The organism is Thermococcus peptonophilus (assembly GCF_001592435.1).
GTDB lineage: Archaea > Methanobacteriota_B > Thermococci > Thermococcales > Thermococcaceae > Thermococcus > Thermococcus peptonophilus.
On sequence record NZ_CP014750.1, the window covers coordinates 374,627 to 396,239 of the forward strand.

Annotated in this window: 22 protein-coding genes; 11 read left to right on the forward strand and 11 right to left on the reverse strand. The window is 51.2% G+C overall.

Going from position 1 to position 21,613, the window contains the following annotated elements; genetic code table 11:
- Window positions 1-36 precede the first annotated feature (36 nt).
- Complete coding sequence (locus tag A0127_RS01890; RefSeq protein ID WP_054841430.1) at window positions 37-603, forward strand: hypothetical protein; 567 nt, start codon at window positions 37-39, stop codon at window positions 601-603.
- On the opposite strand, the gene A0127_RS01895 is transcribed toward A0127_RS01890, so the two are convergent.
- On the reverse strand, window positions 600-1,064 hold the full coding sequence (locus tag A0127_RS01895; RefSeq protein WP_054841429.1) for a 6-carboxytetrahydropterin synthase: 465 nt from the start codon (window positions 1,062-1,064) through the stop codon (window positions 600-602). The genes A0127_RS01890 and A0127_RS01895 overlap by 4 nt on opposite strands.
- Before the next feature lie 70 nt (window positions 1,065-1,134).
- Between A0127_RS01895 and A0127_RS01900 the strand changes: the two genes are divergently transcribed.
- Window positions 1,135-1,476 (forward strand): DUF134 domain-containing protein, encoded by a 342-nt coding sequence (locus A0127_RS01900; RefSeq protein WP_011249517.1) that lies wholly within the window; start codon window positions 1,135-1,137, stop codon window positions 1,474-1,476.
- 1,871 nt (window positions 1,477-3,347) lie between these two features.
- Here the strand turns inward: A0127_RS01900 and purB are convergent.
- Window positions 3,348-4,712, reverse strand: coding sequence for an adenylosuccinate lyase (gene purB / locus A0127_RS01905; RefSeq protein ID WP_062387269.1), 1,365 nt, complete (start codon window positions 4,710-4,712; stop codon window positions 3,348-3,350).
- A 196-nt stretch (window positions 4,713-4,908) separates the two neighbouring features.
- Here purB and albA point away from each other — a divergent pair, with 196 nt between their 5' ends.
- The 3 genes from albA (at window position 4,909) to A0127_RS01920 (ending at window position 6,398) form a co-directional block, all read left to right on the forward strand.
- On the forward strand, window positions 4,909-5,184 hold the full coding sequence (albA, locus tag A0127_RS01910) for a DNA-binding protein Alba (RefSeq protein ID WP_062387272.1): 276 nt from the start codon (window positions 4,909-4,911) through the stop codon (window positions 5,182-5,184).
- An 87-nt stretch (window positions 5,185-5,271) separates the two neighbouring features.
- On the forward strand, window positions 5,272-5,829 hold the full coding sequence (locus tag A0127_RS01915; RefSeq protein WP_394347090.1) for an ArsR/SmtB family transcription factor: 558 nt from the start codon (window positions 5,272-5,274) through the stop codon (window positions 5,827-5,829).
- A 35-nt stretch (window positions 5,830-5,864) separates the two neighbouring features.
- Window positions 5,865-6,398 (forward strand): CBS domain-containing protein, encoded by a 534-nt coding sequence (locus A0127_RS01920; RefSeq protein ID WP_062387279.1) that lies wholly within the window; start codon window positions 5,865-5,867, stop codon window positions 6,396-6,398.
- On the opposite strand, the gene A0127_RS01925 is transcribed toward A0127_RS01920, so the two are convergent.
- The gene (locus tag A0127_RS01925) at window positions 6,388-6,930 is read right to left on the reverse strand and encodes an NTPase (protein ID WP_062387281.1); all 543 of its coding nucleotides are present in this window, start codon (window positions 6,928-6,930) and stop codon (window positions 6,388-6,390) included. The genes A0127_RS01920 and A0127_RS01925 overlap by 11 nt on opposite strands.
- Window positions 6,931-6,985: 55 nt before the next feature.
- Between A0127_RS01925 and mtnA the strand changes: the two genes are divergently transcribed.
- Window positions 6,986-8,056: an S-methyl-5-thioribose-1-phosphate isomerase gene (mtnA, locus tag A0127_RS01930; RefSeq protein WP_062387284.1), complete on the forward strand. Its 1,071-nt coding sequence runs from the start codon at window positions 6,986-6,988 to the stop codon at window positions 8,054-8,056.
- On the opposite strand, the gene A0127_RS10370 is transcribed toward mtnA, so the two are convergent.
- The 5 genes from A0127_RS10370 to A0127_RS01950 form a co-directional block, all read right to left on the reverse strand.
- The gene (locus A0127_RS10370) at window positions 7,939-8,289 is read right to left on the reverse strand and encodes a hypothetical protein (RefSeq protein WP_156471137.1); all 351 of its coding nucleotides are present in this window, start codon (window positions 8,287-8,289) and stop codon (window positions 7,939-7,941) included. The two genes, mtnA and A0127_RS10370, sit on opposite strands and share 118 nt — an antisense overlap.
- Before the next feature lie 80 nt (window positions 8,290-8,369).
- Window positions 8,370-8,966: a tRNA (pseudouridine(54)-N(1))-methyltransferase TrmY gene (gene trmY / locus A0127_RS01935; RefSeq protein ID WP_062387288.1), complete on the reverse strand. Its 597-nt coding sequence runs from the start codon at window positions 8,964-8,966 to the stop codon at window positions 8,370-8,372.
- Between the two features lie 18 nt (window positions 8,967-8,984).
- The gene (tiaS, locus tag A0127_RS01940; protein ID WP_062387291.1) at window positions 8,985-10,259 is read right to left on the reverse strand and encodes a tRNA(Ile2) 2-agmatinylcytidine synthetase TiaS; all 1,275 of its coding nucleotides are present in this window, start codon (window positions 10,257-10,259) and stop codon (window positions 8,985-8,987) included.
- Window positions 10,260-10,351: 92 nt separating this feature from the next.
- Window positions 10,352-11,347 carry a M42 family metallopeptidase gene (locus A0127_RS01945; protein WP_062387294.1) on the reverse strand — a complete coding sequence of 332 codons (996 nt, stop codon included), beginning with the start codon at window positions 11,345-11,347 and terminating at the stop codon, window positions 10,352-10,354.
- Window positions 11,348-11,357: 10 nt separating this feature from the next.
- Window positions 11,358-12,359 (reverse strand): 2-hydroxyacid dehydrogenase, encoded by a 1,002-nt coding sequence (locus A0127_RS01950; protein WP_062387297.1) that lies wholly within the window; start codon window positions 12,357-12,359, stop codon window positions 11,358-11,360.
- 99 nt (window positions 12,360-12,458) lie between these two features.
- Here A0127_RS01950 and proS point away from each other — a divergent pair, with 99 nt between their 5' ends.
- The 3 genes from proS (at window position 12,459) to A0127_RS01965 (ending at window position 17,349) form a co-directional block, all read left to right on the forward strand.
- Window positions 12,459-13,904, forward strand: coding sequence for a proline--tRNA ligase (proS, locus tag A0127_RS01955; RefSeq protein ID WP_062387301.1), 1,446 nt, complete (start codon window positions 12,459-12,461; stop codon window positions 13,902-13,904).
- A gap of 61 nt (window positions 13,905-13,965) precedes the next feature.
- Window positions 13,966-15,576: a carbamoyltransferase family protein gene (locus A0127_RS01960; RefSeq protein ID WP_062387304.1), complete on the forward strand. Its 1,611-nt coding sequence runs from the start codon at window positions 13,966-13,968 to the stop codon at window positions 15,574-15,576.
- A gap of 603 nt (window positions 15,577-16,179) precedes the next feature.
- A complete protein-coding gene (locus A0127_RS01965; protein ID WP_062387307.1) occupies window positions 16,180-17,349 on the forward strand; it encodes a pyridoxal phosphate-dependent aminotransferase in 1,170 nt (389 codons plus the stop codon).
- Here the strand turns inward: A0127_RS01965 and A0127_RS01970 are convergent.
- A complete protein-coding gene (locus A0127_RS01970; RefSeq protein WP_054841424.1) occupies window positions 17,346-18,002 on the reverse strand; it encodes a YfcE family phosphodiesterase in 657 nt (218 codons plus the stop codon). The two genes, A0127_RS01965 and A0127_RS01970, sit on opposite strands and share 4 nt — an antisense overlap.
- A gap of 129 nt (window positions 18,003-18,131) precedes the next feature.
- Here A0127_RS01970 and A0127_RS01975 point away from each other — a divergent pair, with 129 nt between their 5' ends.
- Window positions 18,132-18,347: a hypothetical protein gene (locus tag A0127_RS01975; protein ID WP_011249501.1), complete on the forward strand. Its 216-nt coding sequence runs from the start codon at window positions 18,132-18,134 to the stop codon at window positions 18,345-18,347.
- Window positions 18,348-18,415: 68 nt separating this feature from the next.
- On the opposite strand, the gene A0127_RS01980 is transcribed toward A0127_RS01975, so the two are convergent.
- Window positions 18,416-19,633 (reverse strand): methionine adenosyltransferase, encoded by a 1,218-nt coding sequence (locus A0127_RS01980; protein ID WP_062387310.1) that lies wholly within the window; start codon window positions 19,631-19,633, stop codon window positions 18,416-18,418.
- Between the two features lie 309 nt (window positions 19,634-19,942).
- On the reverse strand, window positions 19,943-20,983 hold the full coding sequence (locus tag A0127_RS01985; RefSeq protein ID WP_062387313.1) for an MJ1477/TM1410 family putative glycoside hydrolase: 1,041 nt from the start codon (window positions 20,981-20,983) through the stop codon (window positions 19,943-19,945).
- A 53-nt stretch (window positions 20,984-21,036) separates the two neighbouring features.
- Between A0127_RS01985 and A0127_RS01990 the strand changes: the two genes are divergently transcribed.
- The gene (locus A0127_RS01990) at window positions 21,037-21,609 is read left to right on the forward strand and encodes an NTP transferase domain-containing protein (RefSeq protein WP_062387317.1); all 573 of its coding nucleotides are present in this window, start codon (window positions 21,037-21,039) and stop codon (window positions 21,607-21,609) included.
- Window positions 21,610-21,613: the final 4 nt, after the last annotated feature.

The following is a 21,613-nucleotide window of genomic DNA, read 5'->3' on the forward strand; positions in this document are numbered from 1 at the left end:
AAACCCAGGAGGCTTTAACGCTTTGGGTGTAAGGAAATGAAAGCTGAAACAGTCATGAAAATCCTGCCGCAGATCGAGGAGATGGGAGACGTTGACTTCTCCCAGTTCAACCCGCCTTATCCCGGAGTCATAGATGCCTTTGAGGAGTCTGGAAGGGAAGGCTTAGTCGAATTCCAGAAGTTCGTTGAGGAGAACGACCTTGGAAGGGAAGTCGTCAGGAGTTTTCTGGTATCGCTCTTTCAATACCTGCTCATCCGCTACCGTCGCTTCAACGAGTACGCGGTTGTCAAGCCGGCAGTCAAGGTCTTCATAACCCTAAAAGGATGGCTCAATGAAAACGGCTTTGAAAGGGACTGGGAAAAGCTCCTGGCGTCATTCGTTGGCTATCTCGTGAGCATGATGCCGATGATAGTGGAGAACGAAGACTGCGAAACCGCTGGAGCCTACGCGGTTGTCATAGCAAAGCTAGCCAGGGAGGCCATGGAGAAGTTCAACAATGAGTACTATGATGAACTGTTCAAATCAGCCAATAGAATACTTGATGAACTGAGAGGAAAATGCGGAACGGATGTCTCAGCGGTAGAAAAAGAAAAGGGCTGTTAGCGTTCGAGAGTCACCTCGGCATAGCTTCTTGGATCTTCCCATATTCTTACCCTTATCTTCCTCACGTTGTTTCCGGCCTTTTCTGCAATCCTTTCGGCGAACCATTCGGCAATGTATTCGGCCGTCACGTTGGACTTGTTGAGGATCACTGCTTCGCTCTCGGGCAGTTCGAGCCGCTTGCCGTTCTTCTCAATGATGACAACCTCATCCCTGCGCTCTTTTACCCAGTTCTCGCTTACAAGGATTCGATGGTCGAGGAGCTTGACGAGGGTGCTCAGGTGGTTGAAGTCAAAGATCATACCGCTCTCATTCAGCCCGCCCCATATCTCGACATCAACGTGGTAAGTGTGGCCGTGAATCCTGAGGCACTTGCTTTCGTAGGGCAGTGCAAGGAAGTGGGAGCTGTCAAAGTCCTTGTTCCAGCTTATCTTTCTCTCAACTACCCTGAAGTTTTCACTCATTTTCCCACCGTAAGATAAAGAAGGCAATAAAGTTATAACCCTTGCTGGCCAAAGCTGGGAAGGTGTTGGAATGCCGAGGGGTATGGGCTGGGGCAGAGGAAGAGGAAGAAGACGAAAGATGAGGATGATAGGATTTATACCACAGGTCAGGCATTTCTATCCTGCTCAGCCACCAGTGTTTCAGCCAAAACCACCGATTTTTATGACCTATGAGGAGTTTGAGGCACTGAGGCTGGTCGATTATGAGGGGCTGACCCAGGAAGAGGCGGGTCAGAGGATGGGTGTCTCGAGGGGCACAGTATGGAGGGCTTTGACCTCTGCAAGGAAAAAGGTGGCACAGATGCTCGTCGAGGGTAGGGAGCTTATAATTCTCCCGGGGGGAAATGAGGTTCCAAGGGGAGCAGACGAGTGAAGCCTCAACAAGTTTTTATTCGCTAGATTTGGCATTTCGTGTCTTTTCTTAGGTGTTCTAGGCATCTAAAGCCTTTTTGAATTTTGTTAGGATACCCTAAAATTCCCTGCAGATTTATCTCTCAGATTTTTGGGTGAGTTGTTACTTTAGTATAACATAAGTTAATTAATTAATATTAGTTTTATAAAAACCAACTCAAAAATTTTCCGTATAAATACGAAATAAAAATAAAAATACATTCAAAATAATATATACGATAAAATTACGTTTTAATAATATAGAAAATCATAAGTTTTTACAATATTGAGTTGTTAAAAGGACAAAACCATGGCCAATAGAGGGCCAGCAGAAAAGGCGCAAGCTACAGCGACAAATGGGCAATGAATGAATTATAATGCCCACTCAAAACAGAGGAAGTTGCATAGATAAGCCCGCTATCATACAACAACTTCTAGTTACAATTAAAGGTAGTTATAAACCAACGTGCAGGGGAATCTGGAAAGAAATATAAGCTGAGCCCACAGTCACCCATACTACCCCCACCCTCAGTGGGAGAATGTATACTCACAAACTAATCGAAAGTTAGAAGTTCACAAAAAGTTACTTGTCCAGACCTTTCCAAGATACTGGAAGTAGCCTTGAGAGGATCCTCAATGAGAGATAATAATTCACTCCTAGACTACCTTTTCCAGAAAAATAGAGCGAGCTCTTGAAAGACCCCAAATACGAGCTTGGCGAAAAATAGAACGGGGGTATAACAGACAATAGCTCTGGACTAATCAGAATCTCAGTTATGATAGGGGGGCATGCACTACAAGTAGAGAGTTGGGTCCCTTTGTATTTCCTACCAAAATGTAAGTATAATCCCAAACTTTTTTCTTTTTAATGTCCGGTATTGTCCATCAGTTTGTCATATAAGGTACATTATATCAAAAACTGCAGTACAAAAATGGGCACTTACATCATAGTTAACCAAATAAGAGCAAGACACATATAGCTTCAGCAGGTAACTAGCACAGTGTTATACTTAACCCATGGCAGGGTTTATTCATCAGGAACTTCTTATGGGAACCAGTTTCTCCGATAAGACGACCTTCATCGCTGGTCTCGTTATTGGGGTGCTTATTTAAATAATATGAAGCCAAGTAAACTACCTGCCTAAAAGTGACCATATGGGATCATTAACGGCAACATGTTTAATATCATCCTCGATACTATTCTCAAAGACTCTCCCGATCAATCTTCTAAGAAACGGAGTTTTTATCGCTTGAATCACATCCAGCTTTCTCTCTTGTCTCCAAAGTGGGAGTGCTCTCAAATAAGGTTGGTTTTCGTGATTCCCATAGCAGTATCTAGAAATGACTACAGTTGTCTTGCGTTTTTGGGTTGTCGGTATTTCAAAAGGGGGTCTATCAACATGGTAGTGGAGATCTTCTAGATTAAAATCCTGCTAACCTCATCGGCCGATAACTATCTTTCATCGTAATGAAAAACTGGTCTTGTGATAGCGGGCTTCTCGCTTGAATAATTAGCATTCTTGACATTCGGCCATTTCTAGGAATTAAATGTTCGTCTTTGTCTATTTAACGTCAGGAAGTAGTACAAATTTGCCATTTTCTACTACTAATAATAGTTTTTAAAAACTTCAAATTTTTTAAGTATATTAGAGAAACCCAAATATTAGATAAAATACAAAGCTAAATAAAAATATATAAGTGTTTTATCAAAATAAATGAAATTAAACGCAAGCAAATTTTTGAATTTAAGATTATAAAACGTAACAATTCACCCAAAAATCCAAGAGATAAATTGCAGCAAGAACCAAGAATGAACTTGCAAAGAAAAAGGCACAAAAGAGACCTAAAAAGAAATTACTCGCCTTTAATAGCTTCTTCCCGCTCTCTAGCCTCTATGAACGCTATTACATTGTCCACAATCTGTGGTGCAAGCCCGATGTAATTCTCCGGCTTAAGGGACTCAAGGTCTTCCTCTGTAAGGTACTTCATGGCCTCTTCGCTCTCCCTAACGACTTCAAGAAGGTCTCTCTTTTCGTGAAACGCCTTCATAGCCAGCTGCCTAACGAGTTCGTGCGCCTCCTGTCTCCCCATACCCTTCTCCGTCAGTTTCAGCATCAGCGGCTCGGCCATTATGAGGTTATTGGTAAGGTAGAGGTTTCTCTTAATGTTCCCGGGGAAGAACTCAAGGCCCGAAAGCACCTTTATCGTAGTCTTCAGCATCTCATCGAGGAGGACAAAGCTCTCAGGGAGAATAACACGCTCAACTGATGAGTTCGTGAGGTCTCTCTCGTGCCAGAGAGGATTGTTCAACAACGCCGGAATCACGTTGGAGTAGAGAACCCTGGCTAAACCGCTCACCTTCTCGCTCCTTATCGGGTTCCTCTTGTGCGGCATGGTTGACGAGCCCACCTGCTTCTTCCCAAAGGGCTCGCTGACCTCGAGGATTTCAGTCCTCTGGAGGTTTCTGATTTCAAGGGCAATCTTGTCGAGGGTCGAGGCTATTAGGGCAAGAACCATCATTAACTCTGCATAAACGTCCCTCTGTATTATCTGGTTGGTTATTCTAGCGGGCTTGAGGCTGAGGTCTTCCATGACTAACCTCTGTATTTCAAGGCCTCTCTCCCCGAAGCTGGCCATTGTTCCAACAGCGCCGCTCATCTGGCCAACGAGAACTCTCTCCTTGAGCTGGTTGATTCTGTCTATATGCCTCTGCACCTCGTCCAGCCATATCGCGAACTTCATGCCGTAGGTTGTGGGTACCGCGTGCTGACCGTGAGTTCTCCCGATGCAAACAGTGTACTTGTGCTCCTTCGCGAGCTTCTTGAGTATTGAGCGGAGCTCCTTCAAGTCTCTCTCGACTATCGCGAGGCTCTCCTTTATTAGAAGAGCATTAGCGGTGTCTATAATGTCGTTTGAGGTTGCCCCAAGGTGAACGTACTTCCCGTGCTCGCCGCACACTTCGCTTAACGCCTTGACAACTGCCATTATGTCATGGTGTATCTCCTCTTCAATCTCCTTAACCCTCTCAAGCTTCACCCACTTTGTGTTACCCCTTTCAGAGATTACGCGTGCGCTCTCCTCTGGGATGTTCCCGACCTTCGCGTGTGCCCTCGCGAGGGCGGCCTCAACGTCGAGGAGTTTCTGCAACTTGTTCTCCTCGTCCCAGATTCTCCTCATCTCCTCGCTTCCGTAGCGGTAGTCAATCGGGTGAACGGCCATTTTATCACCACGTTTAAGTCAATTTTTGCGCCTTAAAATGTTTATGTTGTCATAATTTTGTAAGAACTTAATCTCGTGAAGCTCGCAAAGCCCCTTGGAGGTGTCAATTTTGTTTCCCGCTGAGTGAAAACGACCGAAAAGTATTTAACCCCATCTCGGCGATAGCCTAACGACAAAACTTCCGGAGGTGCCAGAAATGGCTGAGGAGCACGTCGTATACATTGGAAAGAAGCCGGTTATGAACTACGTCCTCGCTGTGATAACCCAGTTCAACGAGGGCGCCAAGGAGGTCAGCATCAGGGCTCGCGGTAGGGCTATCAGCAGGGCCGTTGACGTCGCTGAGATCGTCAGGAACAGGTTCCTCCCAGAGGTCAGGGTTAAGGAGATCAAGATCGGTACCGAGGAGCTCCCGACTGCCGACGGCAGGACTGCTAACACTTCAACCATCGAGATCGTTCTCGAGAAGCCGTGAATTTGATCCCTTTCCTTTTCCTTCAAACGCTTCAGTTTTTCTTGAAGCTCTGGAAATTCTTATAACCTCCTGCCCGGATTCTTCACGGTGGGTCTTTTGAATTACGAGGTCATTGACATTCATGACGAGCGCGCTAAGGAGCTTGCCCAAATACTTTCAAACGAGAAGGCACTCTCGATACTCAAGTTAATAGAGGAGAGACCCCGCTCAATAAGCGAAATTTCTCAGGAGCTCGAGATTCCGATATCGACAGTCTCATACCACATAGACCGAATGCTCAAAGTCGGGCTCGTTGAAGTGGCGGGAAGGAAGTACGGGAAGCGCCTCCAGGAGGTAAAGCTGTACAGGGCTTCAAGCAAGCCGATACTGATTCTTCCAGGAGGAAAAAAGAAACATAGGACATGGGAAAAGCTCCGGGTTATAAATCTCGCCGTGAGTGCCGTTGCTTCTACTGGGGTGTACTTTGCGGTTAAGCTTTTGACGGGAAGAAATGGGGAACAGTCCGAAACCGTTAGAATACTCGCCGTGAACACTGCCCAGGAAGCGTCAAAAACTTCCATCGACTGGGCCGCTGTGCTTATTGCAGTCTTAACATTCATGCTCATATTTGGTGTTTTAGAGCATCGTTTCCGGAAACGTTTTTAAGAGACCGTGAGGATTTTCGCTTGAGAGGTGGTAACATGGCAGAGATCACCGTGGGACAGGTTGTCAAAAGGAAGGCAGTGCTCGTTAGGCCGGACGATACCATACACAAGGTCGCGAGGATATTAGCCCGCAACAAGGTGGGCAGTGCTGTGGTCGTTGATGAGAACGAGGAGATAGTTGGAATAATAACCGACCGCGACATCCTAGATAAGGTCGTTGCCAAGGGGAAGGATCCCAAGAAGGTTCTCGTTAAAGATGTTATGACCACGAAGCCCGTCACCATAGAGGATGACTATACTATCCAGGATGCCATAGACAAGATGATGGACAAGGGAATCAGAAGGCTCCTAGTCACGAGGGTGGGGAAGCCGATAGGATTCGTTACTGCCGCCGACCTTCTTGCGGCTTTAAACAGCATGAACAGCGAGGAAGAGGAAGAGATCGAGGAGGAGACCGAGGTCTACGGCATCTGCGAGATATGCGGCCAGTACGGACCGCTCTACAAGGTGTACATTGAAGGGCAGGAAAAGTGGGTCTGTGAAAGCTGTAAGGATGAGCTCAATCTCTGATCCCCTTCAGCTCTTTCATTACCCTGTCCAGGATTATCCCGAACTCCGCGTTCCTGTTCTCGAAGCTCAAGGTGTGGACTTCCCCAAGGGGTCTGAACCTGTCGATGAACTTTCTGTGAACCACTGCCAGGAGCGGTTTTTCGGACTTCAGGACTTCTCCAACTGCCCTGATGAACTCGTCGCTCGTGTATTCCATCGGGCCAATTTCGTCTATCACGATAAGATCAGCTTCGACGATCGCCCTTCTTATTGCCGGAACGGCCACTCTCTCTATCTCATCTACGTGGACGACGTACTTTCCGAAGGGAACCCCTGGAAGGTGTGAAGTCCCCCTGAGGCTTGCGAGGGTTCCCTCTTCACCCGTGTCAAGGGCAGTTATCTTAAATCCAATGCGCCTTCCTCCCCTGCGCACTTCTCTGGTTATTACTCCACCCACCAGGTAACCCCACTGGTCAACCTCCCTTGCTACTCTCTCCACAAGGGTTGTCTTGCCGACTCCTGCAGGGCCTGTCACGAATATTCTCAAAACCATTTCACTCACCGAAGGAGCTTTAAGTTCCTCCCTTAAACCCTTTGGGGTGGTGCTCATGGAGATAAGATATAAGCCCGAGGAACTCACGAGGCTTCCAAGGAGCGTTAGGTACGAGCCGGGAAGGGTGATCATGGTAGACCAGACCCTCCTCCCGAGGGAGTTCAAGGAGATAGAGCTGAAGACGGTTGACGAAGTGGCTGAGGCCATCATCACCATGAAGGTGCGCGGTGCTCCCGCAATAGGGGCCGCCGCTGCCTTTGGACTGGCCCTCTACGCTGACACCTCCAAGGCCAAGACCAAGGAGGAGTTCATGGAGGGCTTTGAGAGGGCGTACGAGAGGCTCAAGAACACCCGCCCAACAGCCGTTAACCTCTTCTGGGCGCTCAACAGAGTGAAGAACCTCGTCGAGGAGCACATGGAGGACAGCCTGGAGGAGATAAAGAGGCTCATCGTTGCCGAGGCGCAGAAGATAGCGGACGAAGATGTTGAAGCTAACTTGAGGATGGGTCACTACGGTGCTGAGGTTCTTCCAGAGGGTAACGTTCTAACCCACTGCAACGCTGGCAGCTTAGCTACCGTCCAACTCGGAACCGTTGGTGCCGTTTTGAGGGTCATGCATAAGGATGGGACGTTAAAGCTCCTCTGGGTGGACGAGACGAGGCCCGTCCTCCAGGGCGCTAGGCTTTCAGCATGGGAGTACCACTACGACGGAATCCCGCTCAAGCTCATAACCGACAACATGGCGGGCTTCGTGATGCAGCAGGGCAAAGTTGATGCGATAATAGTCGGTGCAGACAGGATAGTTGCCAACGGCGACTTCGCCAACAAGATAGGAACCTACAGCCTCGCGGTTCTCGCAAAGGAGCACGGGATACCCTTCTTCACCGTTGCGCCGCTCTCAACCATCGACATGAGCCTGAAGAGCGGAAAGGAGATACCAATCGAGGAGCGCAAGCCGGAGGAAGTCCTCACCTGCGGCGGCTGTAAGATAGCTCCGGATGTGGACGTTTACAACCCTGCCTTCGATGTAACGCCGCACAAGTATCTGACCGGGATAATCACCGACCGGGGCGTTGTGTGGCCGCCCTTCGAGAGGAACCTCAAGAAGCTCTTCAAGCGGGAGTGAGGCTTTTCTTCCTCAACTTTTTCCACGAAAACGCCCTTCACCTCGCCGAGCTCTTCTTCGAGCGCCGGGAGAAGAAGGCCGAGTAGCTCAAGGGGTTCAAGGCAGGGGCAGTCTATCGAGTGCTCAAAGGGACCACTGGGAAGCTCAACCTTAACATGGAGCCCTCTTTCGTCCTTCCTGACCTCGAAGGGAGCGACAACTCCAGTCCCGAGGATCCTGCCTCTCACAATCATCAATAGCTCAAAAGCTGGCGGGAATTAAAGAGTTTCTTAAACGGAAGGTTGAGAACAGTTGGTTATGGTTTCGAGGTTTCTCACATCCCGTCCAGCCAGATGTTCACGAAGGCAACAACATGAGAAGCTAAATAGCTCCTCCTCCCAACCCTGACCTTCTCGGCTATTCCCTCCAGAAAGCGTTCATCCTCTTTGCCGAGACCGAGATGGTCTCCGAGGACGAAGGCTGGATTCTGTGGGAACTCGATTTCAGTTATTGGCCTTCCGTCCTCGACGAGGTAGTAGAGCGTCGAGTCTTTCATGGATCTTCTTACCACATCCTCGAACGTCATGTTGCTGACGTAAACGCCTGGAAAGACCTCAACCTCCTTCGTGGGCTCCCTGAGATCCTTCCCAACCTCGAGGGCCTTCTTCAAAATAAGGGAGGTGCTCCTCTCGTCCGGGTTGAGTCTGACCTTCAGCTTAGGACCCTCAAAGTGGATCGTCTTCGGAGGGTTGGGCTTTCCGTAGAGCGTTATGAAGACTCTTACATCCTTCCTTATCCCGTGCGAGAGGAGGAAAGCGCTGTTGAGGAACCTGCAGAGCAGGTCAATTCGTCCCCCAGTTCCAGGCAGGTCTTTTAGTGAAAAGTCCGGGGATGTTATGGCGGTGTTCGCCTTGAGGATGAACGTCCTCATTTTGCTCACCACGGCCTTTTACAGTAGTTCCATCAGCCGCTCTTCCCCACCGGGAAGGACGAGCGGCCTTGAAAGGTGTTTCCTAGCATCGGGGGGAACTTCGTAGATTTTCCTCTCCAGGTTGCGGGGGACTTCAACGGGGATTAGCCTTTTCGGCATTTTGTATCCACAGCGCTTGCACTTCAGGTAGTCGCCTTTGCTCTTCATGGTCCCTCCACAGACCGGGCACTTTGGTTTCCTGTACTCAACCTTCGGAACCAGCTCAACCGGATAGAACTTTTCGAGGTTGAGCGTTAGTATTCCCTCGTGCTCCTTGACGCCGCCAGCGGCTATGATTTCATCGCCGGGGAGAAGCTTGCGCACCCAGTTGCGGAACTTCTTGGTTGGCTCGAACGCCGCCACCCGAATCTTCCCTGTCTCGTCCTCAAGCTCGAAGAACACGTGCCTCCCACGCTCCCAGTAAGGTCCGGCAACTCTCCCCCTAACCACTGCGCTGTCGTAGAGCTTGAGCTCACCGATTTTCTTTGGGGTGAGGTGGTCGTCAGTGTTCTGGTTCGTCTTGTAGAGCTGGTAGAAAGCTACTGGCTCCTCAAACTCGACCATTTCAAAGACCTGGAGGACTCTGGCCCTATCAACTCCCCTGATTCCAGCTAGGACGGGGTCTTTTCCATGGGGCGTGATTAAAACAACCCGCTTGTAGGGGTCAACGTTGTCGTAGCTGAAGGGGTAGGCCCACCCATCTGCAAGGAAGACGCTCTCCTCGTTTACCCTTCTCGGCGTTCCCCAGTACTCCCGCTCCCGGTAGGCCAAAAGCTCATAGGTAAACCTCTCAAGGGGGTAGCCAATTGCCGCGAGGGACCCGATTACCCCCCTCCCGAGCTTGAACTTGAAATACTCTGCCCCAACCTTTCTCGCGACTTCCTCGGCTTCCTCGATGGTCACGTGCTCCCTCAAGACCCTGAGCGAGAACTCCCTCAGCTCACCGGGAACTTCTCCCTCAAGGAAGACAACGCCGGGGTTTGTGTTCTCGTGTGCAAAATCCGCCAGCTGTGAGACGTAGAAAAGAACCGTGTCCTTGATTTCGGGAATAACGTCTTCATCGGCCTTAAAGGACATAGCGACTGCACCGTTTCCGCGTGTCTTGTAGGGGATGTTCGGGTTCAGGCGGATCAGCCTGGGCAGGTCCAGAGGCTCGGCTAACCTTGAGAGCTCGCGGTAGATGAGGGCACCGAGGTAGGTGGTACACATGCCGTTTGGTGAATCTGTGTCATCAATGCCGATGTGGAGGAGCATCGGGAGAAGAATTGGTAGGTGGTTTAAAAATCAACCGGCTGAACGAGGGGAATGGAAAGAAAATATGAAAACCACAACATCCAATGACTTCTTTAAAGCTCGAAGGCTATCGCCTCTATCAGCTTTATCAGTGCCTCAAGGTCTCCGAGGTGGAGCGTCTCGACCTCGCTGTGGAGGTACTTTATGGGGACGCTCAAAGCCAAGACCTCGCTCTTGTCCTGGAAGACTGACGCATCGGTTCCCCCGCCGGTGACTCCTATCTGGAGCGGGATTTTGTTCTTCGAGGCTATCTCCGCGACCCTTCTCGCGAGCCTTCTCGTGTAGATGGCCGAGTTGTCAACGGCCCTTATCACCGCCCCGCCACCAAGCCTAACGTCGCCGGTTAAATCGGCACAGCAGCCGAAGGAGTCAACGGCGAAGGCGTACTTTGGAGAGTACTTCTGGGTTAGGAACTTCGCGCCCTTAAGTCCAATCTCCTCCTGAACGGTGAAAGCGAATATGAACTTGCCATCGAGGTCGTGGTCAACCAGGTCCTTTATCGCCTCGACGAGGGCAACTACCCCAAAGCGGTCGTCAAGCGAGCGCGTTGAGACGTAGCGGTCGTTCAGGACGGCAAAGTGCTTCTTGAAGACGGCATAGTCGAGAACCTTGACGCCGAGCGTCTCTGCCTCCTCCCTGCTGTCGGCCCCGATGTCTATCACGAGCCTGTGCCAGGGAACCGTCTCGAACTTTCTCTCAAGGTTGAGGTGAACTGGCAAAACCCCAATAACGCCGTCGAGCTTCCCGTTCTCGGTTATCACATCCAGATGCCGTCCGTAGAGAAGCCTGTCGTCAATACCTCCCACCTTCCTGAAGGTGAGCTTCCCGTCGGGCCTTATGCCCGTGATAAGAAGCCCTATCTCGTCCATGTGGGCCATAAAGACCGCCTTCGTCTCACCCTCGCCGAGCTCGACGAGGAGGTTTCCGATGGTGTCCACGGTGTAGTCGGCGTAGGGCTTTATCCACTCGGCTATCTTCTCCCTGACCTTCTCCTCGTAGCCGGAAATTCCGGGAATCCGGGTTATCTCCCTAAGCTCCTCAATAAGCATCATGATCACCTCACAGCATCTTAACCTTCTCCGGCGGGCGGACTTTCACGACTTCCCTGTTCACGAGGTCTTTCGGTATCTCTCCCCTGAGAACGGCTAGGAGGTTCCTTACCGCCTGGAAGCCCATGTCTTCCATGGCTTCCTTCGAAAGGCCTGCGTGATGTGGGGTTAAAACCGTCTCCCACTCGTACTTGAAGAGCGGGTGCTCCGTTACAGGCTCTTTCTCGAAGACATCGGTGGCGTAGCCCTTCAGTTTTCCTTCCTCAATCGCCTTGATGACGGCCTTCTCATCCACGAGAGTACCCCTGCCTATGTTAACGAGGTATTTGCCCTCAAGGAGCTTCAAGCGTTCCTCGTTGATGATGTGGTAGGTCTCTGGAGCCGCTGGGAGGGCAAGGATGACGATGTCGCTTTCTCTTAGGACTTCCTCAAGCGGGAGGTATTTGGCCCCAACTTCGGCTTCGATGTCCTCCTTCCTTGAGCGAGACCAGTAGATTATCTCAGTCCCCATCGCCTTCATTCTCCTCGCTATGGCCTTTCCGATTGCCCCCATGCCGAGGATTCCGACCTTTTTGCCGTAAACCGTCTCGATTTCCTTGAAAGCGCTCCATATCTTGGCGTGACTGTCCCACTCGCCCTTCCTGATGAGCTTGTCGGTGTAAACGAACTTCCTGAGGAGGGCTATAGTTAAGCCAACTGCGAATTCTGCCACGGCCTCGCTCAGGACACCGGAGACCTTTGTTACATATATACCCCTCTCGGTCGCGGCTTTCACGTCTACATGGTCGTAGCCTGCCGAATGACAGCTTATGACCCTGAGCCTCTCGGCCCTCTCGATAACTTCCCTCGGGACGGGGTTTAGGGGGGAGACGATCAGTCCATCGTAGTCTTTAACCTTCTCCGTCAGCTCCTCGACACTCGGGTAGAGGAGGAAGTCAACGTCCGCGTACTTCTTCAGCTCCTCCACGGGCTTCCTCTTCATCTTAAACGTAATGAGAACCCTCGGCCTCATCTTACCACCTTAAGATATACATCGAAACGGGCCTAATAAGGTTTTTGGAACCGGGAAAGCTTAAAAATAAAACTGCTCTTTCCCGTTTAGGTGGTCGAGATGGCGGTTGAGAGGAAGAAGTGGAGCGAGAACTTCAGCGAGTGGTACAACGAGCTGATCGAAACTGCTGGAATCCAGGACAAGCGCTACCCGGTTAAGGGAATGAACGTCTGGCTTCCCTACGGCCTCAAGATCATGCGCAACATAGAGCGCTTCATCCACGCCGAGATGGAAAGAACTGGACACGACGAGGTCCTTTTCCCCGCTTTGATCCCTGAAACCGAGTTCCAGAAAGAGGCGGAGCACATAAAGGGGTTCGAGGGTGAGGTTTACTGGGTAACCCATGCTGGCCTCGATCCTCTCGATGTAAGGCTCATCCTCAGACCGACGAGCGAGACGGCCATGTATTCGATGTTCTCACTCTGGATAAGGTCTCACGCTGACTTGCCGTTCAAGATATACCAGATCGTCAACGTCTACCGCTACGAGACCAAGCACACCAGACCCCTCATCCGTGTCAGGGAGATAAGCAGGTTCTTCGAGGCCCACACCGCCCACGACAGCTACGAGGACGCTGAAAGGCAGATAAAGGAGGACCTTGAGATATTCGACAACCTTGCGAAGTTTCTCGCTCTGCCCTACATAATCTCAAAGCGCCCGGAGTGGGACAAGTTCCCCGGGGCTTACTACTCCCTCGGCGCTGAGGTTATGATGCCCGACGGAAGGACGCTCCAGATAGGCACGATGCACAACTACAAGCAGAACTTCGCAAAGGCATACAACATCCAGTACGAGACCGAAACCGGCGACCACGAGTACGTCCATCAGACGACCTTTGGAATGAGCGAGAGGCTTTTAGCGGCCGTCATAGCGATTCACGGCGACGATAGGGGAATGGTGCTCCCGCCGACGATAGCTCCGATACAGGTTGTAATAGTTCCCATCCCCAAGAAGGACAGTGAGGCTGACGTTTTCGCCTACGCGAGGGAGATAGCTGAGGAGCTAAAAACGGCCGGGCTCAGAGTCCACGTTGACGAGCGCGACATAAGGCCCGGAAGGAAGTACTACGACTGGGAGCTTAAAGGTGTCCCACTCAGGATAGAGGTTGGCCCGAGGGACGTGGAAGGAAAGAAGGCCGTCCTAGCTAGGAGGGACACCCTCGAAAAGATAACCGTCGAGAGGGAGAAGATCGTCGAGGAAGTCAGGAAGACCCTTGATGCCATCCACGAAAACCTCTACCAGAGGGCCAAAGAGTTCCTTGAGACCCACATCAAGCGCGTTGACACAATCGAGGAGGCCAAAAAGGTCTTCGAGGACAGGCGCGGGATCGTTGAAATTCCCTGGTGCGGTGAGGAGGAGTGCGGCCTCAAGATGGAGGAGGAACTTGAGGCAAAGATGCTTGGTATTCCCTACCCTGAGGAGAAGGCCAAAGCCCCAGAGGGCAAGAAGTGCCCGGTCTGCGGCAGGGAAGCCAAGTTCATCGCGAGGTTCGCGAGGACTTACTGACCTCTCCATTTTTGAATCGCCGTAATATTATCTCGCTTCAAAATTTTTTGCGGTGGAAGGGATGATCCTCGGAGTCCACGACGGCCACGACGCGGGAGCTGTTCTGATAGACGGAGAGAGAATCTTCGCGGTGAACGAGGAGCGCTTAAACCGAATTAAAAAGTACCGCGGTTTTCCAGAGCTGAGCATAAGGAAAGTCCTTGAGATGGCCAGGGCTTCCCCAGAGGACGTTGAGATTATAGCGGTTGCGGGGATATTCCGGAAGCAGAAACGGCTCATCGAGCTTGAGGAGAACTTGAAGGCGATTTTTGGCCCAGATTTTAAGCGGAAGGTCCTCTTCGTCGAGCACCACCTTGCCCATTCCGCCTCGGCCTACTACACCTCAGGCTGGAGGGATGCGATAGCGCTGAGCATAGATGCGGCAGGAGACGGGCTTAGCTCATCCATCTACGTTGCGAGAGACGGTGAGATGATCAGGATAGCCCAGAGCACTTACCTCGACTCCCTCGGGGACTTCTATGCATCAGTTACTGAACTGCTCGGCTTCAAGCCGATGAGGCACGAGGGCAAGGTGATGAGCTTAGCGGCCTATGGAAAGCCCACCTATGATTTAAGCTCGATAATCGAACTAAACGGCCTGACCTTCGAGAACCACCTCAAGGTTGTTGGCATCGAGGCAACGAGGAAGCTGGCAGAACTGTTTAAGTATCCGCTCAGGCATGCAAAGGAGATAGCTATGCAACTGAAGCGCGGAAAGCTCGACGGGAAGCTCCAGCGGAAGGCGATAGAGATAGCCGCCAGCGCCCAAGCCCACCTTGAGAAACTAATCGAGGAGCTTGGCCTTAGACTTAAAGGCCACTCCCTGCCCGTGGCCTACGCCGGCGGTGTCGCCCAGAACGTTAAGGCCAACGCGGTTTTAAGGCACGTTTTCGGAGACGACAACCTGTGGGTATTCCCGGCGATGGACGACGGTGGCCTCGCCTTTGGTGCCGCTGTCTTCCTCAAGGCCCAGCTGGAAAGGTTGGACGGAAAGTGGAAGCCCTTCAGATTAAAGCATGTCTATTTGGGGCCTGGGTATTCCAGTGAAGAGATAGAAAGCTTTCTCAGGAGGGAAGGCATTGATTATGAGGAGGTAAGTGATATTCCAGGATTCGTTGCAGATGCCCTCGTTGATGGCAATCTCGTCGGCCTCTTCCAGGGGAGGATGGAATACGGGCCGAGGGCTTTGGGCAACCGCTCGATCCTCGCCAATCCGGGGGACGAAGGCGTGAAGGGGAGGCTTAACATCGCCCTGAAGAGGGACGTCTTCCAGCCATTCGCGCCCTCCATGCTCTGGGAAAAAGCCGAAGAATACCTTGAAGACCTGAACGGAAGGCCGAACGAGTTCATGACAATGAGCTATACTGCCAGTGAGGAGTTTAGAAAAATGGCTCCCGCCGTTGTCCACGTTGACGGGACGACAAGACCACAGGCTGTAAGGAAAGAGATCAACGAATTGTACTACCTCACAATTGAGAAGTTCAGCAAACAGACGGGGCTCAGTGCGGTTCTCAACACAAGCTTCAACATGCACGGGGAGCCGATAGTCTGTTCACCTGCCGATGCTGTGAAGACTTTCAGAGAGGCGGGCCTCGACACTCTTGTCATCGGCAACTTCGTTGTATCACGCTAAGAAGCTTTGTTTTTGACCGTTCTCCTTTTTCATGGGCTTTTATTGAAAATAGGCCCGCGTCGAGGGTTGGGAAGTCTTTAGTAACGTTTAGTTATTATCAAACGAAAAGTTATATATTCAGCAAAAATCGTGACGAAATTTTTTCAAAGCTTTGAGCGGGGGCACTTGAGAGGTTCTTTTGTGCTTTCTCCTAGTGAAAATTGGATATTTTCTCATAAAAAGACGTTAGAACGGAGTAATCTGGGTTTAATGCCTTAAAAATGCTCGGGAAGTCTTCTGAACATTGTTGTTCATGCACTAAGCGGAAGGGAGAGAAATCGGTTCTGGTTGAAAAATCCGCCCACAATCCTTGAATTGGGGGCTCCTGAGGGCTTTTCAAAGTACCCTTTGCGGAAAGTTGCAATAAGACTCTAAGAGAATTGAAACGTGATCTTCTCAACATCCCAACAATGTTTAGTTGCGAATTGAGACTCTAAAAATACTTCTCAAAGCCTGTTGAATGTGGCATTCTTGGACTTCAATGAGCATTTCCATGCTGCGATGCCCATTTTTTCATTGAGGTAACGTTATAAACATCGCGGAGAAGAGAGAGCGGTGATGGTAATGGCGCTGAGCGACAGGCTTGATATGGTTAATCCTTCTGAGATTAGGAAGCTTTTCGACCTCGCCGCTGGGATGCAGGATGTTATCTCACTCGGCATCGGTGAGCCCGATTTTGACACCCCTGAGCATATCAAAGAATACGCAAAAGAGGCCCTCGACAAAGGGTATACCCACTATGGCCCGAACGCCGGCCTGCCAATGCTTAGGGAGGCCGTTGCCAAAAAGCTCAAGGAGCAGAACGGCATAGAGGTCGATCCAAAAACCGAAGTTATGATCCTAACCGGAGCCAACCAGGCGTTCCTCATGGGTCTGGCAACGTTTCTTAAGGATGGTGAGGAAGTCCTCATCCCCTCTCCGATGTTCGTAAGTTACGCCCCGGCGGTCATTCTGGCAGGAGGAAAGCCCGTTGAGGTTCCAACCTACGAGGAAAACGAGTTCAGGCTTTCAGTTGACGATCTGGAAAAGCACGTTACTGATAAGACGAGAGCTCTCATCATAAACACCCCAAACAACCCCACTGGCTCCGTTCTCACTAAGAAAGACCTTGAGGAGATAGCCGACTTCGCCGTTGAGCACGACCTTATGGTAATCAGCGATGAAGTTTACGAGCACTTCGTCTACGACGGTGTTAAGAACCACAGCATCGCTTCGCTCGACGGCATGTTCGAGAGAACCATCACGGTAAATGGCTTCTCAAAGACCTTCGCCATGACCGGTTGGAGACTTGGTTTCGTCGCCGCTCCAGCGTGGATAATCGAAAAGATGACGCGCTTCCAGATGTACAATTCTACCTGCCCGGTTACCTTCGTTCAGTACGCAGCCGCTAAGGCCCTTGAAGACCCAAGGAGCTGGAAGGCCGTGGAGGAGATGAGGAAGGAATACGACAGGAGGAGGAGCCTAGTCTGGAAGCGCTTAAATGAAATGGGCCTTCCGACCGTAAAGCCGAAAGGAGCCTTCTACATCTTCCCGCGGATACGGGATACGGGTCTCACAGATCACCAGTTCAGCGAGCTTATGCTCAAGGAGGCCAGGGTTGCAGTGGTTCCCGGCTCTGCCTTCGGGAAAGCCGGAGAGGGCTACATCAGGATAAGCTACGCTACTGCCTACGAGAAGCTTGAGGAAGCTATGGACAGGATGGAAAAAGTCCTGAAGGAGAAAAAGCTCGTTTAAAGCTCCCTTAGCTCAACGTTTTTCACGACTTTTTCCTTTTCGTCGAAGTCTATAACCGCATAATATCCTCTGAAGAGCGGGCCTGGGTTCACTATGACTGTCTTTCCAAGCTCATCAACGCTTCTCGCCTCGTGGATGTGTCCCGTAACAACGAGCGGCGGTTGGTTCTTCTCTATGAACTCCCTGAGAGCTGTGCTCCCGACGTGGAGGCCTGAGTGGACTCTATCAGCTTTAGTGTCCTTCGGAGGAGCGTGGGAGAGAATGATGTCTCCTGGCTTGTAATTCCTCCTTAAGATTTCCATTATCTCATCCTCCGTGAGCTCCCAGATGGTATTGAAGGGTGTTATGTTTGAGCCTCCTACCCCCACGAAGCCTGTGTTGTTTACTTCCTTTCTCTTGTTGTGAAGTGATATTCCGAGTTCCTCCAGCAGCTCAGGGACATCCCTGCCGTCGCAGTTTCCGTGAACGGCTAAGAGTGAGACACCAAGATCCATAAGCGGTTTAAGGACTTTTCTGGCAACCTCTGCGCCGCTGAAGTTCGTTATGTCGCCAGCAATGAGGATAATGTCTGGCCTTTCTTCCTCAAGAATCCTTGCGAGCCTCTTCACCTTTTCAAGCTTCCCGTGGATGTCAGTGACCGCCGCTATCCTCATTTTCTCACCTCCAAAGGGATTTAGCGGCCACACCTTAAGAAGTTTTTTCGACAAAAGGCGATATTAACTTAAGCGTTTACCGAAAACCTTTTAAGGATTAGGGCCACCTATTTATGCAGGTGATACAATATGGAGAAGGTTAAGTCCGTGCTTGAGAGACGCCTTGAGGTCGTAAGGAGGAGAAAGGAGGCCGTTCTCCGCGAGGAGGCCAGGCTCATAAGGCTTGCCCGCCAGAAGAGGGACGTTGCAATGGTTCTTGCCAAGGTTAAGAAGGAGAAGCTCGCCCTTATGGCTGAGGAGGCAAAAGTCCTCAGGGCGCTCAAGCAGAGCGCTCCTGCGGTCTGACTTTCAACACTTTCTGTCCATTATCAACTCAAGAAGTGGCCAAAAGGTAGAAGAAAAAGTTGAGGACTTTAGAAGACGTTTATCTTGTCCTCGAGGATCATTTTCTGTATCTTCGTTATGTTGGCCAGCCACTCGTCGGCTATCTCGTAGGCCGGCTTCTGGAGGACATCGATTGAGTAGCCCTTCTTCGGGATTATCTGAACGCTGGCGACGAGCGGCTCGTCTATCGGTTTTCCAATCTGGCTGAGGATTCTCACGTAGACTTCCTCAACACCCTCGACCTGCTCGGCTATGTCGTTTGCTATAAGCATCGAGAGGATGTTGTAGATCTTACCCACGTGGCTCACCGGGTTCTTACCCGCTGCTGCCTCCATGCTCATGTGCCTGTTGGGAGTGATGAGGCCATTAACCCTGTTGCCCCTTCCGACGGAACCGTCGTCGCCGGCCTCGGCGCTCGTTCCTGTGACGGTTATGTAGTAGATGCCCTCCTTCGGATCATCGGCAGTGTTCACGTAGATGTTGGTCGGCCTCTCGGTGTGGGACTCAACGATCTCCTTGGCGGCCTCGTAGATGGCCTCCTTCACGGCCATGTAGTCGTCGGGGTTGTCAACCTCGCTGTCAACGATGGCAGCGGCGATGGTGAGGTCTATCTCGTCTCCCTTCCTGAGACCCATGACCTTGATGTCCTCACCAACAGCCGGGTACTTCTTCTTGAACTCGTCGCTGTTGAGGTACTTCTCGGTCTCAAGAACTATCCTCTCGGTCTCGCTGAGCGGGGCGTAGCCAACACCGAAGGATGTGTCGTTGGCGAGCGGGATCGGGTTCTTTTTGGCCTTGTTGAAGACTCCAACGAGGTCAACACTTCCCTGTCCGATGCGGGAGTCTATGACGACGTGATGCTCGAGGTCAAGATGCCTAACGGCCTTCCTGAGGTAGTCTTTCGCCGCTTTGAGGGCAACCTCGTGAACGGGGAAGAACTCTCTGTCAACCATTTCAACGGCCCTTCCGGAGAGGAGGATGTAAATCGGCTTGATGACTTCACCGCCGCCGAACTGCGGGTAGGCCCTTCCGCCGACAACCTCGACCTGGTCAGTGTTGTGGTGGAGTATAATTCCGTACCTCTTCATGTACTCCCTGGAGAGTGCCCTGCTGACGGCCTCAGCGATACCGTCGGCTATGCTGTCAGGGTGACCAATACCCTTTCTCTCAACGAGCTCAACCTGCTGCATCTCGACCGGAGTCCTGACGAGCTCCTCAACGACTATGTTCCTGACCTTTCCAGCCATGAGCATCACCCTTCTCAACTTAACTTAATCAGTGCAGTGGTCGGGTCTGTGCGTCATCTTATATACTTTTCGGCATGAACGTGAAACGTCTCTATTCCTGTGGGTTATATATTTCGAAAACGTTAAAATATCCTTCGAAGAATTTTCTACGACGGTCCCGCCCGGTGGCCCGTGTCCCAGAGGGGGCCGAAGCCCGCGGTGAAGGGATGAGACGATGCCGGGCGGACAGGGCCCGGTCTCCGGACCGCTGGAGAGGGCGCTTAGCCTGCCATGAGAGCGGGGGATCAGCCGGGCCTACAAGGTTACCACCTAAGGCTGAATCCCCGGGATAACAACGAGTTCGTTGAGTTCCCTGTCCTCCATCGCCGCGTAGGGGACGTAGCCCCTCTTCCGGGCCTTTGATATGAAGTCTTTAACCAGCGAGAGTTCTTCCGGGGAGTTACCTCCCCTGTATACATAGTCAACCACCAGAACAAACTTTCCAGCCTTGATAACCCTTTCCAAGTATAGAACCTTTTCCTCAGTCCAGGGACTTGGCTCGAGACCGTCGTAGAAAACGTCTTCGCTCGCCCACCCAGATATTGTTTTCAAAAGCCTCCCATCGTCGTATACTAAAAGCCTCTCCCCGTTCTGGGAGATTATGAGGAAGTCCTTCCTGACCTTTGAGCGTGTGTAGTTCGCTATCTCAAGGATGAAGTCTATCATCTGCTCCGCCGTCCAGTTCTCGTCGTAGCCGTTATCCGCCCAGTACTCGAACTCGTCAACCTTGTCCAGATAAACTCCGGAGAAGCCCTGCGAGATAATCCTGTCAAGGTAGCCAAAGACGATTCTCTTCCACCGCTCATCCCAGTATTTGACTGCGTAGTTTCCCTTCCAATCCGGGTTCTCTGGCCCGAGCCAATCCGGTGGATCCTCAAACCAGCTTTCGTTCCAGTAGAAGCGGTAATCCTCAGCCTCACCGATGCTGATGTAGGCTATCGGAATCTTTCCCGCGCGTTTTATGGATTCTATTTCCTCCTTCGAGTAGGCTCCTTCGTCGCTTCCATCCCGCGAGTAATCAATGACGACGAGCTTAAAGCCGCTCTTCGCTATTTCCTCCGGGCTAGCATTCTGGAGCCAGTATGCCCAGCTCGTTATGTTCAACGAGACGTGCTCTTCATTTCCGTGCTCCACGATACTGCTACTGACTGTCTGAGACGTGGAGTTTGTCTCTGAATAATCTGAATAGTCAGAGGTTAGTGTAGGCCCCTGCCCCTCGGAGTTCGCTTTCTGGGGGTTGTTACCTCCGCCCATGCATCCAGAAGCCAGAATGAGAAGCAACAGTACTGTAACATACCAGTATCCACGCATATCAAAAAAATTCTCCCAAATTCTTTATAACGGTTTTGAGCGAAACCAGAACCATGAGCTTCCCAATCATTATCATGGCAGGCGGAAAATCAACGCGCATGGGCCGAGAAAAGCCCGTCCTGAAGATAGCTGGCAGGGAAATGCTCCTCTGGGTTTATGGAACGGCTTCACGAATTGGGGAAACCATCGTGGCCCTCTCAAAGAACACGCCGAAGACCAAAGAGCTGTGCATCCATGAGGGGATTCCCTTCGTTGAAACTCCTGGTAAAGGGTACGTTGAGGACGTTCGATGGCTTTTGGAGGAGTTCGGGCCTTTTATCAGCTCCTCCGCAGACATTCCCTTCGTAAAGCCGAGCGACTTTTACGCCGTTAAAAAAGCCTTCGAAGGGAGAACGAGCCTCACAGGAGTCTTACCCCTCCAGAAAATTCCGAAGGATCTCAATCCGCTCATGTATCAGGGCTACGCGATAGTGGGCCTCAACGCTGTTGGAGTTGATGGTGAAAGGTTCTTTGAGCTTGAGAACCCGCTTTTGGCCTTAAACGTCAACACGCCACAAGAGTTAAAGCTCGCGGGGAGGATAGCGAGACTCGTCAAGGGGAGTGGTGAAAGTGAGGAGCCGCAATAGGGTG

What these genes read in the sequence shown, in the direction of transcription:
- A0127_RS01925 (WP_062387281.1), bottom strand. Translation starts at nt 6,930, where the DNA reads ATGGTTTTGAGAATATTCGTGACAGGCCCTGCAGGAGTCGGCAAGACA.
- A0127_RS01980 (WP_062387310.1), bottom strand. Translation starts at nt 19,633, where the DNA reads ATGGCTGGAAAGGTCAGGAACATAGTCGTTGAGGAGCTCGTCAGGACT.
- A0127_RS10370 (WP_156471137.1), bottom strand. Translation starts at nt 8,289, where the DNA reads ATGATTGTGAGAGGCAGGATCCTCGGGACTGGAGTTGTCGCTCCCTTC.
- A0127_RS01950 (WP_062387297.1), bottom strand. Translation starts at nt 12,359, where the DNA reads ATGAGGCCGAGGGTTCTCATTACGTTTAAGATGAAGAGGAAGCCCGTG.
- A0127_RS01960 (WP_062387304.1), top strand. Translation starts at nt 13,966, where the DNA reads ATGATCCTCGGAGTCCACGACGGCCACGACGCGGGAGCTGTTCTGATA.
- tiaS (WP_062387291.1), bottom strand. Translation starts at nt 10,259, where the DNA reads ATGCTCCTCCACATCGGCATTGATGACACAGATTCACCAAACGGCATG.
- trmY (WP_062387288.1), bottom strand. Translation starts at nt 8,966, where the DNA reads ATGAGGACGTTCATCCTCAAGGCGAACACCGCCATAACATCCCCGGAC.
- A0127_RS01965 (WP_062387307.1), top strand. Translation starts at nt 16,180, where the DNA reads ATGGCGCTGAGCGACAGGCTTGATATGGTTAATCCTTCTGAGATTAGG.
- A0127_RS01900 (WP_011249517.1), top strand. Translation starts at nt 1,135, where the DNA reads ATGCCGAGGGGTATGGGCTGGGGCAGAGGAAGAGGAAGAAGACGAAAG.
- A0127_RS01985 (WP_062387313.1), bottom strand. Translation starts at nt 20,983, where the DNA reads ATGCGTGGATACTGGTATGTTACAGTACTGTTGCTTCTCATTCTGGCT.
- albA (WP_062387272.1), top strand. Translation starts at nt 4,909, where the DNA reads ATGGCTGAGGAGCACGTCGTATACATTGGAAAGAAGCCGGTTATGAAC.
- A0127_RS01920 (WP_062387279.1), top strand. Translation starts at nt 5,865, where the DNA reads ATGGCAGAGATCACCGTGGGACAGGTTGTCAAAAGGAAGGCAGTGCTC.
- A0127_RS01970 (WP_054841424.1), bottom strand. Translation starts at nt 18,002, where the DNA reads ATGAGGATAGCGGCGGTCACTGACATCCACGGGAAGCTTGAAAAGGTG.
- purB (WP_062387269.1), bottom strand. Translation starts at nt 4,712, where the DNA reads ATGGCCGTTCACCCGATTGACTACCGCTACGGAAGCGAGGAGATGAGG.
- A0127_RS01895 (WP_054841429.1), bottom strand. Translation starts at nt 1,064, where the DNA reads ATGAGTGAAAACTTCAGGGTAGTTGAGAGAAAGATAAGCTGGAACAAG.
- A0127_RS01890 (WP_054841430.1), top strand. Translation starts at nt 37, where the DNA reads ATGAAAGCTGAAACAGTCATGAAAATCCTGCCGCAGATCGAGGAGATG.
- A0127_RS01975 (WP_011249501.1), top strand. Translation starts at nt 18,132, where the DNA reads ATGGAGAAGGTTAAGTCCGTGCTTGAGAGACGCCTTGAGGTCGTAAGG.
- A0127_RS01990 (WP_062387317.1), top strand. Translation starts at nt 21,037, where the DNA reads ATGAGCTTCCCAATCATTATCATGGCAGGCGGAAAATCAACGCGCATG.
- mtnA (WP_062387284.1), top strand. Translation starts at nt 6,986, where the DNA reads ATGGAGATAAGATATAAGCCCGAGGAACTCACGAGGCTTCCAAGGAGC.
- proS (WP_062387301.1), top strand. Translation starts at nt 12,459, where the DNA reads ATGGCGGTTGAGAGGAAGAAGTGGAGCGAGAACTTCAGCGAGTGGTAC.
- A0127_RS01945 (WP_062387294.1), bottom strand. Translation starts at nt 11,347, where the DNA reads ATGCTTATTGAGGAGCTTAGGGAGATAACCCGGATTCCCGGAATTTCC.